Source organism: Kitasatospora sp. NPDC051170, from assembly GCF_044455705.1.
Classification (GTDB): domain Bacteria; phylum Actinomycetota; class Actinomycetes; order Streptomycetales; family Streptomycetaceae; genus Kitasatospora.
In genome coordinates this window covers 561,221-576,189 of record NZ_JBITFA010000002.1, presented here as the reverse complement: position 1 = coordinate 576,189, position 14,969 = coordinate 561,221, and the positions used below count along the sequence as shown (strand labels likewise).

At 74.7% G+C, this 14,969-nt stretch carries 8 protein-coding genes; 2 read left to right on the top strand and 6 right to left on the bottom strand.

Features of this window, described 5'->3' with window-relative positions; all coding sequences use genetic code 11:
• Nucleotides 1-11: 11 nt before the first annotated feature.
• A complete protein-coding gene (locus ACIBCA_RS06165) occupies nucleotides 12-980 on the top strand; it encodes an endonuclease/exonuclease/phosphatase family protein (protein WP_396281626.1) in 969 nt (322 codons plus the stop codon).
• Here the strand turns inward: ACIBCA_RS06165 and ACIBCA_RS06160 are convergent.
• From ACIBCA_RS06160 to ACIBCA_RS06145, 4 genes are all read right to left on the bottom strand, one after another.
• Nucleotides 970-2,268 (bottom strand): PP2C family protein-serine/threonine phosphatase, encoded by a 1,299-nt coding sequence (locus ACIBCA_RS06160; protein ID WP_396281625.1) that lies wholly within the window; start codon nucleotides 2,266-2,268, stop codon nucleotides 970-972. The genes ACIBCA_RS06165 and ACIBCA_RS06160 overlap by 11 nt on opposite strands.
• Before the next feature lie 191 nt (nucleotides 2,269-2,459).
• A complete protein-coding gene (locus tag ACIBCA_RS06155; RefSeq protein ID WP_396281624.1) occupies nucleotides 2,460-5,672 on the bottom strand; it encodes a UvrD-helicase domain-containing protein in 3,213 nt (1,070 codons plus the stop codon).
• 68 nt (nucleotides 5,673-5,740) lie between these two features.
• Nucleotides 5,741-9,070, bottom strand: a complete 3,330-nt coding sequence (locus ACIBCA_RS06150) for an ATP-dependent helicase (protein WP_396281623.1) — start codon at nucleotides 9,068-9,070, stop codon at nucleotides 5,741-5,743.
• A gap of 82 nt (nucleotides 9,071-9,152) precedes the next feature.
• The gene (locus tag ACIBCA_RS06145) at nucleotides 9,153-9,575 is read right to left on the bottom strand and encodes an MGMT family protein (protein WP_396281622.1); all 423 of its coding nucleotides are present in this window, start codon (nucleotides 9,573-9,575) and stop codon (nucleotides 9,153-9,155) included.
• A gap of 135 nt (nucleotides 9,576-9,710) precedes the next feature.
• On the opposite strand from ACIBCA_RS06145, the gene ACIBCA_RS06140 reads away from it, so the two are divergent.
• Nucleotides 9,711-12,428 carry a flippase-like domain-containing protein gene (locus ACIBCA_RS06140; RefSeq protein WP_396281621.1) on the top strand — a complete coding sequence of 906 codons (2,718 nt, stop codon included), beginning with the start codon at nucleotides 9,711-9,713 and terminating at the stop codon, nucleotides 12,426-12,428.
• Between the two features lie 82 nt (nucleotides 12,429-12,510).
• On the opposite strand, the gene moeZ is transcribed toward ACIBCA_RS06140, so the two are convergent.
• Both moeZ and ACIBCA_RS06130 read right to left on the bottom strand, forming a co-directional pair.
• Nucleotides 12,511-13,689 carry an adenylyltransferase/sulfurtransferase MoeZ gene (gene moeZ / locus ACIBCA_RS06135; RefSeq protein WP_396281620.1) on the bottom strand — a complete coding sequence of 393 codons (1,179 nt, stop codon included), beginning with the start codon at nucleotides 13,687-13,689 and terminating at the stop codon, nucleotides 12,511-12,513.
• A 237-nt stretch (nucleotides 13,690-13,926) separates the two neighbouring features.
• On the bottom strand, nucleotides 13,927-14,943 hold the full coding sequence (locus tag ACIBCA_RS06130; protein ID WP_396281619.1) for an NAD-dependent epimerase/dehydratase family protein: 1,017 nt from the start codon (nucleotides 14,941-14,943) through the stop codon (nucleotides 13,927-13,929).
• Between the last annotated feature and the right edge of the window lie 26 nt (nucleotides 14,944-14,969).

Genomic DNA, 14,969 nt, shown 5'->3' with positions numbered 1-14,969 from the left:
CCGTCGTCCGGATGAGCCAGCTGCGCATCGCCACCTTCAACCTGCTGCACGGTCAGCCCCTCGCCCCGGACGGTGCCCCGCGGCCCTACCCGGCCGATCCGGGCGCCCCGCTGGCCGAGGCGGTCGCCGCGCTGGACGCCGACGTGCTGGCCCTGCAGGAGGTGGACCGCCACCAGGCGCGCTCGGGCGGCGCCGACCAGGCGGCCGTGGCCGCCGCGGCGATGGGCGCCGCCGACTGGCGGTTCGCCGCCGCCCTGCACGGGCGCCCCGCCCCGGTGGCCGGCTGGCTGCCCGAGCCCTCCGCGCCCGGTGGCCTGCGGGTCTACGGGCCGGGCGAGACCGGCGACGGCGCCCCGCCCTCGTACGGCACCGCGCTGCTGACCAGGCTCCCGGTGCACCACTGGCGGGCCCGGCGCTTCGCCCCCGCCCCCTTCGGGCTGCCGCTGCGGGTGGCCGGGCGGCGCGGACTGACCCCCGTGCCGGACGAGCCCCGGGCGGCCCTGGCGGCGGTGCTGGAGGGCGAGCGCGGCCCGTTCACCGTGGTCGCGGCGCACCTGTCCTTCGTCCCCGGCTGGAACATGGCGCAGCTGGCCGGCATCCGCCGCTGGATCGCCGACCTGCCGCAGCCGTACCTGGTGCTGGGGGACTTCAACCTGATCGGCGCCGTGCCCCGCACGGTGATGGGCGGGGCGACGGCGCTGGAGCGCTCCGCCCCCCGGGCGCAGGTGCGCCGGCTGCGCACGGCCCGGCGGGCCCGGGTGGCCGCCGGGCCGCGCCGGCGCCGGGTGCGCGAGCCGCGCGCCCGGCTGCAGGGCTGGTACGACCTGGCGCGCACGCCGACCTACCCCTCGCACCGGCCGGCGGTCCAGTTCGACCACGTGCTGGCCGTGGGCGTGCCGCGCACGGCGGTGGGCCCGGCGGCGGCGCCGCGCGCGGCGGTCTCGGACCACCGGCCGCTGCTGGTGGAGGTCAGCCTCTAGCCCCGGGCTTCTCGTTCCGGCTCTCGTTCCGGCTCTCGTTCCGGCTCTGGCTCTGGCTCTGGCTCTGGCTCTGGCTCTGGCTCTGGCTCTGGCTCTGGTTCCGGCTCTGGCTCTGGTGGGCCGACAGGCCGACCTGGTGGGGCAGGCCCGTGCCGCCCGGGGGCTCGTACTGCAGGAGCAGCATCGCCGCGTCGTCGCCGAGCTGGCGGCCGACGTGGCGCACCACGTCCTCGTGGAGGCGCTCCAGGACGTCCGCCGGGTGGCCGGCCGCGCAACGCGGGAGGCGTTCGGCGAGCGGGTAGAAGGTGCCGGCGCGGTCGCGGGCCTCGATCACGCCGTCGGTGAACAGCAGCACCCGGTCGCCGCCGCGCAGCGCCACCCGGTGCACCGGCGGGCGCACGTCGGCCGGGTCGAGGACGCCCAACGGCGGTACGGTCTCGTCGAGTTCGAGGGTCTGGACGTCGCCGCCGCGCAGCAGCAGCGGCGAGGGGTGGCCGCAGTTGACGAGCTCGGCGGTGCCGTCGGGGCCGACGCCGATCAGGACCAGGGTGACGAACTCCTCCTCCACGCCGGGGTGGTCGTTCTCGTGCAGGGCCCGGTCGAGGCTGACGGCCAGCCAGCCGGCGACGCGGTCCAGGGCCGCCTCCTGGTGGGCGGCCTCGCGGAAGGCGCCGAGGACGGCGGCGGCGGTCTCCACCGCGCCGAGTCCCTTGCCGCGCACGTCACCGACCACGGCCCGCACCCCGTGCCGGGTGTTGACGACCTCGTACAGGTCCCCGCCGATGCGGGCGTGCGCGGCGGCGGCCTCGTAGTGGACGGCGGCCCGCACGGTGCCGACCCGCTCGGGGACGGGCCGCAGCAGGACGCGGCGGGCGATGGAGGCGACGAGCTGGGCGTCGGCGAGCGCCCGTTCCTGGCGCAGCCTCAGGGTGGCGCTGACCCAGCCGATCGCGGCGACGAGCAGGACCGCGAAGACGCTGGCGGCGTGCACGGACTGGCCGAGCGCGTCGCTGCGGAAGGCCATCAGGAAGGCCACGGCCTCGGTGCACAGGCCGATGGCGAGCGGGTACCAGGTGCGGCGGCTGACCACGGCGGCCAGCGCGGGGACGGCGGTGAGGGCCGGTTCGACGGTCACCTCGGTGCCGCTGAGGTAGTCGAGGGCGACGATCAGCGCCATGCCGATGAAGGGCAGCGCGAGCGCCGTCCTCGGCCAGGTGCCGGTCGTTCCCGCGGCGGTGCCCGGGGTCGGTCCGGTGAACCGCTCTCTGATCCATCCGGTCGCGCTCAACTTCGGTCTCTCCAGCGGAAGTCGCGGATGCCCGTGGGCACCTGCGGTGATGACTGAGGGTTAGGAGGTGTGGTCCTCGCTGGTGGCCGGAGCACGGGGGTTGACCGGTTACCGACCCCACAATAGGCGCGAAACGTGCACGACGCACAGGTTTCGGACATCGGCGTGATGAGTTGGATGCTCTGTGTGACTCATTCTTCACTGTTCCCGATCAGGAGCCGTTCCAACTCTTTTCGGTCGGGAAGTCCTTCCGGGCGCACGATCCGTCCGCTGCGGACGTACAGGAACGAGGCCGTGACCTGCTCGGGATCGACCCCCGCCTGCTCGGCCCAGGCGAGCCGGTAGACCGCGAGCTGCAACGGGTCGGCGCTCTCCTCGCGGTGGGTCTTCCAGTCCACCACTTCATAGCGTGACGCACCACCGGATTCCGACACTGCGTCACCTTCCCGGTAGACCGCGTCGATCCGGCCGCGCACCACCCGCCCGGCCAGCACCAGCTGGAACGGCGCCTCCACCCGCAACGGCCTGCGCTGCGCGTACGGGGTGCGCAGGAAGGCCTCCTTGAGGCGCTCCAGGTCCTGCTCGTCCTCGATGCCGTCGTCGTCGGCGCCGGGCAGTGCGCCGGGCTCGATCAGCAGCAGCGGCTCGATCCGGGACTGCACCCAGGCGTGGAAGCGGGTGCCGCGCCGGGCGGCGGGCTGCGGCGGGCGGGGCATCGGGCGGGCCAGGTCGTGGGCGAAGCCGTCGGGGTCGGCGGCCAGGCGCAGCAACTGGGTGGCGGACAGCGCCCCGGGCAGCGGCACGTCGCGGGCGGTGCGCCGGGAGCGCTCCAGTTCGCCGAGCAGGGCGGTCAGGTCGCGGTCCCAGGAGGCGACCTGGCGCTGGTCCTCCACCGCCAGGGGTTCCGGTTCGGGCGCCGGCGCCCCGGCGAGGCGGGCGTGCACGACCTCGGCGACGCGGCGGCGGGCGTGCTGGGCGGCGGGGTCGAGCGGCAGCGGCCAGGGGCGTTCGACGGGGGCGGCCAGCGCCGGGTTCTCGGCGCCCTTGGCCGGCTGCTCGGCCCAGTGCTCGACCTCCCCGTTGCCGGGCTGCTCGCAGTGCTCGCGCAGTTGCTCCAGGAAGGGGGACGGGCCCCGGACGGTCTTCTGGCTGGGCCCCCACCAGTGCCCGGAGGCGAGCAGCAGCGAGCGGGGGCGGGTGAACGCCACGTAGCCCAGGCGCAGTTCCTCGGTGGCGGAGTGCTCGGCGAGCTGTTTGCGGAACGCCGTCATGGACTTGGAGGTCCAGCCGCCGTGCACGTCGGGCAGGGTGGCGCCGTCGCCGCGCAGGGCGTGCGGGAGCACGCGCTTGGTGCTGGTCCAGCGTTCGCGCGTGCCGGTGGAGGGGAACGCCCCCTTGACCAGGCCGGGGACGGCCACCACGTCCCACTCCAGGCCCTTGGACTTGTGGACGGTGAGCACCTTCACGGTGTCCTCGCCGCCGGGCAGGCTGGAGTCGAGGCCGCGCTCGTACTCCTGGGCGGCGCGCAGGAAGCCGAGGAAGGCGGGCAGCCCGGGGTCTCCGTCGAGGTCGGCGAAGGAGGCGGCGACGTCGAGGAAGGCGTGCAGGGTCTCGCGCCGGCGGGCGGCCAGGGCCTGCGGGGAGGCGGCGAGTTCGACCTCCAGGCCCGTGACGGTCAGCACCCGGTGGAGCACGTCCATCAGCGGGTCGGCCAGCGAGCGGCGCAGCTCCCGCAGTTCGCGGGCGAGGCGGGCGAAGCGCACCCGGGCCTCGGCGGAGAAGGGCAGCTCGTCCGGCTTCCCCTCTTGATCGAACGGGGCTTCCAGGAAGGTCTCGACGGCGTCGGCCAGCGAGACGACCTCGGTCGGGTCGGCCTCGGCGACGGCGGCGGCCAGCGCCTCCGTGCCGCCGGGGCGTTCGGTGTGCACCAGGTCGGCGGCGCGGCGCCCGAGCAGGGCGAGGTCGCGCGGGCCGATGCGCCAGCGCGGGCCGATCAGCAGGCGTACGAGGGCGGCGTTGGCGGTCGGGTCCTGGAGCACCTCGCAGACGGCCACCAGGTCGGCCACCTCGGGGAGTTGGAGCAGACCGCCCAGGCCCACGACCTCCACGGGCACCTCGCGGGCGACGAGGGCGGCGTGGATGTCGGGGAAGGCGGCGCCGCCCCGGCACAGCACGGCGATGCGCCCGGGCGCGGTGCCGGTGCGCACCAGGTGGGCGATGGAGTCGGCGAGCCAGTCGATCTCCTCGGCGTGGGTGTCGAGCAGCGCGGCGCGCACGTAGCCGTCCTGCTCGGCGCCGGGGGCGGGGCGCAGCGCCTCCACGCCCTCGTGCATCGCGCGCAGGGGGGCGGCCAGCTCGTTGGCGAAGGCGAGCAGCCGACCGCCGCTGCGGCGGTTCTCGCTGAGCGCGTAGCGCGCGGCGGGGCTGCCGTCGGCGTGGGGGAAGTGCCGGGGGAAGTCGTCGAGGTTGGCGACGGAGGCGCCGCGCCAGCCGTAGATGGCCTGGCAGGGGTCGCCGACGGCGGTGACGGGGTGCCCCGCCCCCGAGCCGAACAGGCCCGCGAGCATGAGACGTTGGGCGACGGAGGTGTCCTGGTACTCGTCGAGCAGGACGACCTTGGACTGGCCGCGCAGCAGTTCGCCGACCTCGGGGCGCTGCTGGGCGAGGCGGGCGGCGGCGGCTATCTGGTCGCCGAAGTCCATGAGGCCCGCGGTGTGCTTGCGGCGGCGGTAGTCCTCGACGAGGCGCAGCAGTTCGAGCCGGGCCCGGGCGGCGGCGGGCACGGCCCGCAGGTCGTCGTTGGTGAGCTTGACGGTGGCGAGGGTGTCGAGGAGTTCCTCGTCGAAGGCGCGCAGGGCGGCGGGTTCGACGAGGTGTTCGGCGAGTTCGCCGTCGAGGGCGGTGAGGTCGGCGACGAGGTTGGCGAAGGTGCCGGTGAGGGCGGGGAAGGGGCCCTTGGCGGTGCGCAGCACCTTGGCGGCGAGCTGGAAGCGGGTGGCGTCGGCGAGGAGGCGTACGTCGGGTTCGATGCCGATGCGCAGGCCGTGTTCCTTGAGGAGGCGCCCGGCGAAGGCGTGGTAGGTGGAGATCTCGGGTTCGCCGAGGGGCTCGGTGTCGTCGCGGTCGGTGACGCCGGCGCGCAGCAGGGCGGTGCGCACGCGTTCGGCGAGTTCGCCGGCGGCCTTGTTGGTGAAGGTGAGGCCGAGGACCTCGTCGGGGCGTACGGCACCGGAGCCGACGAGCCAGACGACGCGGGCGGCCATGACGGTGGTCTTGCCGGAGCCGGCTCCGGCGACGATCACGGCGGGTGCGAGGGGGGCGCCGATGGCGGCCATCTGCTCCCGGTTGAACGGGATGCCGAGCAGCTCCTTGAGCTGGTCGGGATGGCTGAGCACGGCGGTCACCCCGCAACCGTAACCGGAGCTTCGGACAGGCTTCACCCGGCGGGCGCCGCTCGACCGACGCCCGGCCGTCACTCCACCAGCTGGGCCCCGTCGCGCTGGGCGGAGCAGCTGCGGCGGAAGGAGCAGCGCTCGCAGCCTCCGCCGGTCTGGGGGACGAAGCGTTCGGCGAGGACCTTGCCGGCGGCCTCGGCGAGCAGGTTCTCGATCCAGGGTTCACCCTCGGGCGGTTCCTGGCGCTGGACCTTGGGGCTGTCCTGGTCGGCCTTGGCGGCGGCCTCGCGCAGGTGGACGAGTTCGGCGCCGCCGGCGGCCGGGGGCCGGGCGTCGAAGCCGGGCAGCTCGTTGAGGGCCCCGGCGCGGACGGCGAGCTGGTAGACGGCGAGCTGCTTGTGCTCGGGCAGGGACTTGTCGCTGGGGATCTGCTTGCCGGTCTTGAAGTCGACGACGTAGGCGCGCCCGGCCTCGTCCTTCTCGACGCGGTCCATGGAGCCGCGGATGCGCACGGCGACGCCGCCGACGTCGAGGGTGAGGTCGAAGCCGTGCTCGGTGGCGACGAGGTCGCGGCCGCGTTCGAGGACGTGCCAGTTGAGGAAGCGTTCCAGGGCGTCGCGGGCGGCGGTCTTCTCCTGGTGGGACTTCCAGGGGGCGTCGAAGGCGAGGGCGTCCCAGACGGTGTCGAGGCGTTCCATGAGGACGGCGAGGTCGGCGGGGGTGCGGCCGGAGCCGACCTCGTCGGCGAGGGCGTGGACGACGTTGCCGAAGCCCTGGGCGGCGGAGCCGGGGGCCCGGGCCTTGACCTCCTTGTCGAGGAACCACTGGAGTGAGCAGTTCTCGAGCTGTTCGAGGCCGCTGCCGGAGAGCCGTACGGGCAGGTCGGGGCTGCGCAGGGGTTCGGGGGCGGTGGTGGCGTCGTCCAGGCCCCACCAGCGGTCGGGGCGGGCGGCGGGCACGAGCGGCAGCCCGTCCTCGTCGGTGGCGGCGGCGAGGACGGCGAGGCGTTCGGCGGCGGCGCGGCGCAGTTCGGGGCTGCGGGAGGGGTCGACGGTGACGGCGCGCAGCTCGGCGACGAGGGCGGCGACGTTGAGCGGGCGGCGCGGGCGGTGGGTGACGTCCTCGACGGTGACGGGCGGGGTGCGGCGCACGACCTTGCCGGTTCGAGGGTCGACGTCCTCGCGGTAGAGCTCGCGCAGGAAGCGGGAGGGTTCGTCGCCGTCGTCGGCGGGGGCCTTGACGGCGGTGACGATCAGCCGCTCCTTGGCCCGGGTGGCGGCGACGTAGAAGAGGCGGCGCTCCTCGCCGAGGAGGGCGGCCGGGGAGAGCGGTTCGGCGAGGCCGTCGCGGCCGATGCGGTCGGCTTCGAGGAGGGAACCGCGGCGGCGCAGGTCGGGCCAGAGGCCGTCCTGGACTCCGGCGACGACGACGAGGCGCCATTCGAGGCCCTTGGAGCGGTGGGCGGTCATCAGGCGGACGGCCTCGGGGCGGACGGCGCGCACGGTGAGGGTGTCGGCGGCGATGTCCTGGGCGTCGAGTTCGGCGAGCAGGTCGAGGGCGCTGCGGTGGCCGGTGACCTGCTCCTCGGCGCGGGCGGCGGTCTCGAACAGGGCGCACAGGGCGTCGAGGTCGCGGTCGGCGTTGCGGCCGGCGGCGCCGCCGCGCAGAGCGGCGCGCTCCAGGCGTTCGCGCCAGCGGCGGCTGCCGTCCCACAGCTCCCACAGGGCCTCCTCGGCGGTGCAGCCGCCGGCGAGGCGTTCGCGGACCTTGCGCAGCAGGGTGCCGAGGTCGCGGGCGCGCCGGGCGACGGCGGGGTCGAGGGCGACGAGGCGCTCGGGTTCGGCGAGGGCCTCACGGATCAGCTCCCCGGCGGGGCGGGGCACGCCGACGACGCCCTCGGTACGCAGGGCCGCGCGTTCCTCCTCGCGCAGGGCGCGGCCGAGCCGGCGCAGGTCGGCGCCGTCGAGGCCGCCGAGGGGGCCGGTGAGCAGGCCGTGGGCCAGGTCCTCGGTCAGCGGGTCGGGGGCGTCCGGGTCGCCGGCCTTGTCGCGGGCGGCCTGCTGTGACGCCTGCTGGGCGCACACGCGCAGGGCGAGCAGCAGCTGGGCGACGGCGGGCTCCTCGCGCAGCGGCAGGTCGTCGCCGTCGATCTCCAGGGGGACGCCGGCGGCGCCGAGGGCCCGCCGCACGCCCGGTATGGAGCGGGCGCCGGCGCGTACCAGGACGGCCATCTCGCCCCAGGGCACCCCGTCCTCGAGGTGGGCGCGGCGCAGCAGGTCGGCGACGGAGTCGAGCTCGGCGCCGGGGGTCGGGTAGGTGTACACCTCGACGCGCCCGCCCTCGCGGGAGGGCAGCAGGCCCCGGTGCTGGGCGAGCTTGTCGGCGGGCAGGCGGCCCATGGGCATGCGGCGGGCGATCTCGCGGGAGGCGGCGAGCAGCACGGCGCCGGAGCGGCGGGAGACGCGCAGCACCTTGACGTCGGCGGGGGCGCCGTCGGCGCGGCGGAAGGTGTGGGGGAAGTCGAGGATGCCGTTGATGTCGGCGCCGCGGAAGGCGTAGATCGACTGGTCGGGGTCGCCGACGGCGACGAGGTCGCGGCCCTGCCCGGCGAGGCGGCGCAGCAGCCGGACCTGGCTGGGGTCGGTGTCCTGGTACTCGTCGACGAAGACGACCTCGTAGCGCCGGCGCAGGTCCTCCTCGACGTCCGCGCGCTCGGCGAGCAGGACGGCGCGGTGGACGAGTTCGGCGTAGTCGAGGACGCCGCGCAGGTCGAGGACGTCGAGGTAGTCGGCGAGGAAGTGCGCGGCGGCGGCCCAGTCGGGGCGCTGGACGCCCTGGGCGAAGCGTTCCAGTTCCCCTTCGCCCAGGCCCAGCTCCCGGCTGCGGGCGAGGACGGCGCGGACCTCGTCGGCGAAGCCGCGGGTGGTGAGGCAGGCGCGCAGGTCCAGCGGCCAGGCGATGCGGCCGCGGCCCGCCTTGGCGTCCTCGGCGCCGCCGGCGAGCAGTTCGCGGACCATGACGTCCTGCTCGGGGCCGGAGAGCAGCCGCAGCGGCTCGGCGTAGTCCCCGGGGGCCTGGTGGGCGCGCAGGAGGGCGTAACAGAAGGAGTGGAAGGTGGTGGCCTGGGGGGCGGCGGCGCTGGCGCCCAGGCGTCCGGACATCCGGTCGCGCAGTTCCATGGCGGCCTTGCGGCTGAAGGTGAGGACCAGGATGCGCTCGGGGTCGGTGCCCTCCTCGATGCGGCGGGCGACGGCCTCGACGAGGGTGGTGGTCTTGCCGGTGCCCGGCCCGGCGAGGACGAGCAGCGGGCCGCCGCGGTGCTCGACGACGGCGCGCTGGTACTCGTCCAGGGCGGGCGGGTCGGGCTGGGCGAGCGGGCTGCGCACGAGCCGGTAGGGGGAGGTCACAACGAGTCCTGGGGCGTTTCGGGCATCGGGTGGGGCGGGCCCGCGTGGGGCCCGCCCGCATCGAGCCTACGATCCTGCCCCGTCAATCCCGTCCGCGCGGCGCTTTCGCCGTTTCCGGTGACGGTTCGAGCGACGGTTCGAGCGACGGTTCGAGCGACGGTTCGAGGCCGTCCCAGCGGGCGCGGCGCAGGTCGACGCGGGGCGGGTCGGAGAGTTCGCGCAGCGGGGTGCCCTCGTCGCCGTAGTGGGCGAGGGCGCGGTGCTCGTGGCCTGGCAGGAGGCGGCCGTCGGCGCGGATGACCCGCCACCAGGGCACGGAGGCGCCGTAGAGTGCCATGACGCGGCCGACCTGCCGCGGGCCGCCCTGTCCGAGGTATTCGGCGACGTCCCCGTAGGTCATCACCCGGCCGGGTGGAATCCGCTCGGCCAGGTCGAGCACCAGTTCGGCGAAGGCGGGGAGGGCGCCCGGCGGGCCTTCCCGTGTCACGTCCGTCACCTGCGGCATTCTTCCTCACCGGGGTGCGCGGCGGGGCCGGTCCGTACGATCCGCCGCGCCCGATCCGGCCCCTGTCCAGCACGGGGGCGCGGGGCATGCCACCATCTTCCGGGGCGGTGAGTGGTGATACGAGGACAAGACCAGATGACCGGGACGGTTTACGTGGGCGTGGAGAAGGACTCCGACGAGTCCTCCGCCGCCGTACCCGCGGAGCCCCCGGGGACGCCGGTGGGCGTGCCCGGGAGCCCCTCCGCGGAGGAGCCCGCGCCGCCGGTTTCCCTGGTCAAGCGGCCGGGGCGCAGGGCCCCCGAGGTCCCCGCCCAGGGCGAGGTGCCCACCGCCCGCCCGCCGCGCGCGCCCGCCCCCGAGCACGACCCGCTGGACGACGCCCCGCCGCTGGACGTCGACGAGCCGCTGCTCGCCGCCCGCGCGCACCGCCCCTCCGACCTGATCCGCTTCCTGGCCGGTGTCTTCGGCATCGTCGCCGTCTTCGTGCTGGCGGGCATCGCCACCTCGACCACCAGCGGCATCGAGCAGGACATCGCCACCAACGCGCCGCACTTCTCCGCGGTGCTGTCCACCATCACGGGCCTGCTGTCCAGCGTCGCCGTGCTGGCCGTGCCGCTGTCCTTCGCGGTGGAGCGGCTGATCAAACGCGACGGCCTGCGGGTCGCCGACGGCGTGCTCGCCTCGGTGCTGGCGTACGGCGTCTCGCTGGGCATCGACTGGTGGGTGGCGGAGGGCGCCTCCGACCACATCAGGGACGCCCTGACGCGGATGCCCACCAACAACAGCGGCACCCTGACCGACCCGGTCCACGGGTACCTCGCGCCGGTGATCGCCTACATGACGGCCGTCGGCATGTCGAGCAGACCGCGCTGGCGGGTCGCCCTGTGGGCGGTGGTGCTGTTCAGCGGCGTCACCGAGCTGCTCGGCGGCTACACCACCCCGCTGTCGCTGATGCTGACCGTGCTGATCGGATGGTCCGTCGCCTACGGCACCCTGTACTCGATCGGCTCGCCGAACATCCGCCCCACCGGCCAGCACCTGATGATCGGCCTGCGCAAGGTCGGCTTCACCCCGGACTCGGCGCTGCGCGCCCCCGACGCGCCCGGCGGCACCCGCCGCTACCACGTCACCCAGCAGGACGGCCCGCCGCTGGACGTCCACATCATCGACCGCGAGCAACAGGCCTCCGGCTTCTTCTACCGCGCCTGGCGCCGGCTGCGGCTGCGCTCGGTGGCGGTGCGCCGCAGCCCCCAGTCGCTGCGGCAGGCGCTGGAGCAGGAGGCGCTGATCGCGTACGCGGCGGCCGCCTCCGGGGCCCGGGCGCCGCAGCTGGTCGCCACCTCCGAGCTGGGCCCGGACGCCGCGATCCTGGTCTACGAGTACGTGGAGGGCCGCACCCTCGACGAGCTGGCCGACGAGGACGTCAGCGACCGGACGATGGCCTCGCTGTGGCAGTCGGTGGCCGCCCTCCACGAGCGCCGCATCGCCCACCGCCGCCTCACCGGCGAGTCCCTCCTGGTCGTGGACGAGGAGGCCGCCTGCCTGGTCAACCTCTCCGGCGGGGACATCGCCGCCACCGACCTGACGCTGCGCATCGACGTCGCCCAGTTGCTGACCACCTTCGCGCTGCGGATCGGCCCCGAACGGGCCGTGGCCGTGGCCAACGCGGTGCTCGGCGCCGAGCGGGTCGCGCAGGCGCTGCCGCTGCTCCAGCCGGTGGGGATGAGCCGCTCCACCAGGGTCGACCTGGCCAGGCTGACCAAGGAGCGCAAGACCGCCGCCCGGGCCAGGGCCCTGGAGCAGGTCGCCTCCGGCGAGCGCACCCAGCAGCAGGCGGAGGAGGACATCGCGGTGGCCGGCGAGGACCTGCTGAGCCGGCTGCGCGGCCAGATCCTCCAGATCGCCCCGGAGGCGCCGATGGCGCCGGCGAAGCTGGAGCGGCTCAAGCCCAAGAGCCTGATCATGGTGATCGCGCTCACCTTCGCCGCGTACCTGGCGCTGACCACCATCAAGCCGGCGCAGCTCAAGCTCTCCCAGATGAACTGGGCCTGGGCGGCGGCGGCCCTGCTCGCGGCGGCGTTCAGCTACGTGGCCGCCGCGATGAGCCTGACCGGTTTCGTCCCGGAGAAGCTGCCGTTCCGGCGCACCGTCGCCGCCCAGGTGGCCGGGTCCTTCGTCAAGCTGGTCGCCCCGGCGGCGATCGGCGGCATGGCGCTCAACACCCGCTACCTGCAGAAGGCCGGCATCCGCTCCGGGCAGGCGGTCGCCTCGGTGGGCGCCTCCCAGCTGGCGGGCCTGGCCGGGCACCTGCTGCTGCTGTTCAGCTTCGGCCTGATCACCGGGAGCCAGACCAACGGGGACCTCTCCGCCTCCCGGGCGGTGATCATCGGCGTGCTCTCGGCGGCGGTGCTCGCCCTGGTGGTGGCGGCCGTGGCGCCGCTGCGCCGGTTCGTGCTGGGGCGGCTGCGCTCGCTGTTCTTCGGCGTGGTGCCGCGCATGCTCGACCTGATGCAGACGCCCAGCAAGCTGGTCACCGGCTTCGGCGGCATCCTGCTGCTGACGCTCTCCTTCACCGCCTGCCTGGACTTCTCGGTGCAGGCGTTCGGCGGCAGCGTCAGCTTCTCCGCCGTCGCGGTGGTGTTCCTGACGGCCAACGCGGCCGGCTCGGCGATCCCCACCCCGGGTGGCATCGGCCCCGTCGAGGTCGCCCTGATCGGCGCCCTGACCGTCGCGGACGTCTCCCCCGCCGTCGCCACCCCGGCGGTCTTCCTCTACCGGGCGCTGACCTTCTGGCTGCCGGTGCTGCCGGGCTGGATCGCCTACAACGTGCTGCAGCGCCGGAGCGCGCTCTGACGGTACACGCAGGGGCCCGCCGCGAGCGTTCGCGGCGGGCCCCTGCGCGTTCGGCCGTGCGTACGGCTGTGCGTTCGGCGTCCTAGTAGACCGGCTTGTGCGGCTCGATCTGGTTCACCCAGCCGAGCACGCCGCCGCCCAGGTGGACGGCGTTGGCGAAGCCGGCGGACTTGACCACGGCCAGCACCTCGGCCGAGCGCACGCCCGACTTGCAGTGCAGCACGATCTTGCGGTCCTGCGGCAGCTTCTCCAGGGCGTCGCCCATGAGGAACTCGTTCTTGGGGATCAGCACCGCGCCGGGGATGTTGACGATCTCGTACTCGCCCGGCTCGCGGACGTCGATGAGGTAGATGTCCTCCTCGTCGTCCTGCCACTGCTTGAGCTGCTTGGAGGTGATCGTCGACCCGGCGGCCGCCGCCTGGGCCTCCTCCGACACGACGCCGCAGAACGCCTCGTAGTCGATCAGCTCGGTGACGGTCGGGTTCTCGCCGCAGACCGCGCAGTCCGGGTCCTTGCGGACCTTCACCTGGCGGTAGTTCATCTCCAGGGCGTCGTAGATCATCAGACGGCCGACCAGCGGGTCGCCGATGCCGGCGAGCAGCTTGATCGCCTCGTTGACCTGGATCGAGCCGATGGACGCGCACAGCACGCCCAGCACGCCGCCCTCGGCGCAGGAGGGGACCATGCCCGGCGGCGGGGCCTCCGGGTAGAGGCAGCGGTAGCAGGGGCCGTGCTCGGCCCAGAAGACGCTGGCCTGGCCGTCGAAGCGGTAGATCGAGCCCCAGACGTACGGCTTGCCGAGCAGCACCGCGGCGTCGTTCACCAGGTAGCGGGTGGCGAAGTTGTCGGTGCCGTCCACGATCAGGTCGTAGCCGGAGAAGATCTCCATCACGTTGGAGTTGTCGAGGCGCTCCTCGTGGAGGATCACGTCGACGTAGGGGTTGATCTCCTTGACCGAGTCCCGGGCCGACTCCGCCTTGGAACGGCCCACGTCCGACTGGCCGTGGATGATCTGGCGCTGGAGGTTCGACTCGTCGACCACGTCGAACTCGACGATGCCCAGCGTGCCGACACCGGCGGCGGCCAGGTACAGCAGCGCCGGCGAGCCGAGGCCGCCGGCGCCGACGCACAGCACCTTGGCGTTCTTCAGCCGCTTCTGCCCGGCCATCCCGACGTCCGGGATGATCAGGTGGCGGGAGTACCGGCGGACCTCGTCGACGGTGAGCTCGTCGGCCGGCTCGACCAGGGGTGGCAACGACACGGGGACTCCGATGGGTCTCGTTCAGGTGGCCGGGGCCAGCCTCGTACGGGTGGTTGCTCCGCCACGCGGGTGGCTGTCTAGGCCAACAGTGTCACGCGCCTCCGGTATTCCGAGACAGCTCGTCCGATGGGCGAGACGGGCCGCGCCGGAATCCGAGACCGGCCGGATACGGCGCGAAGGCGCCCCGGGCCTGCGGTTTCGGGCCCGGGGCGCCTTCGCGACGCCTTCATGCGGTGCTCACACCCGGCAGGCCGTCTCCAGCCAGACGTCCCCGAGCGACTCCTCCAGCGGCACCTGTGTCCGCCAGCCGAGACGGTCCCTGGCGGTGCGCACGTCGGCCTGGCGCCAGGGCACCGGCTCCCCCGGGGCGGGCCGCCCCTCCGGGCGGTGGCCCGGCAGGTGGGCCTCCGAGCGGTGGCCGTCCGCCCGATGGCCTGGAGCGTGGTGGCCGGGGAGGTGGTCGCCGTGCGCCCCGGCGGCCTGCGCGGGCAGCAGGACCTGCCGGTTCTCCTCGACGACGGCGCCCTCGAAGCCCGAGGCCCGCACCAGCAGCTGGGCCGCGTCCCGGGCCCGGACGGCGTGCCCGCTGCCGATGTTGATCACCCCGGTGGCGGCCGAGACCGCCGCCGCCTGGATGGCCCGGGCGACGTCCCGCACGTCGACGAAATCCCGGTATCCGGACAGGTCCGGCATCCGCACCTGGCTCTCGTCCCGCTCCAGCGCCCGGCGCAGCCCCTCCGCGAGCCGCCCGAACAGCGAGGCCGTCGGAGCCCCCGGCCCGACCACGTCGAAGACCCGCAGCACCGCCGCGTCCAGCCCGGAGGCGAGCACCAGCTCCGTCCCGGCGAGCTTGGACACCCCGTACGGGCCCACCGGGCGCGGCTCCGCCTGCTCGGAGACCGGCACCCCGCCGGGCACCGGCCCGTACTCGGCGGCCGAGCCGACGTGCACCAGCCGGGCCGGCTCCCGGCTGCGGCGGATCGCCTCGCAGACCGTCGCGACGGCCAGCGTGTTCGAGCGGATCAGGGTGCGCGAGCTGCCGTAGGTGGCGCCCGCGCAGTTGATCACCACCTGCGGCGCGACCGCGTCCAGGAAGCGGGCGAGCGCGCCCGGGCTCCCGGTGGTCAGGTCGAAGCGGATGTCGGCCGAGTCGCGTCGGCCGAGCACCGTCACCTGCAACTCCTGGTCCAACAGCAGACGGTCGGTGACCCGGCGGCCGATGAAGCCGTCGGCACCGAGCAGCAGCACCCTCATCGGGGGTGTCCTTCCACGAAGCGAGG

Excerpts from the sequence above, each read along its gene's own strand:
- ACIBCA_RS06165 (WP_396281626.1), top strand. The coding sequence starts at position 12 with ATGAGCCAGCTGCGCATCGCCACCTTCAACCTGCTGCACGGTCAGCCC.
- ACIBCA_RS06145 (WP_396281622.1), bottom strand. The coding sequence starts at position 9,575 with ATGCCGCAGGTGACGGACGTGACACGGGAAGGCCCGCCGGGCGCCCTC.
- ACIBCA_RS06140 (WP_396281621.1), top strand. The coding sequence starts at position 9,711 with ATGACCGGGACGGTTTACGTGGGCGTGGAGAAGGACTCCGACGAGTCC.
- ACIBCA_RS06130 (WP_396281619.1), bottom strand. The coding sequence starts at position 14,943 with ATGAGGGTGCTGCTGCTCGGTGCCGACGGCTTCATCGGCCGCCGGGTC.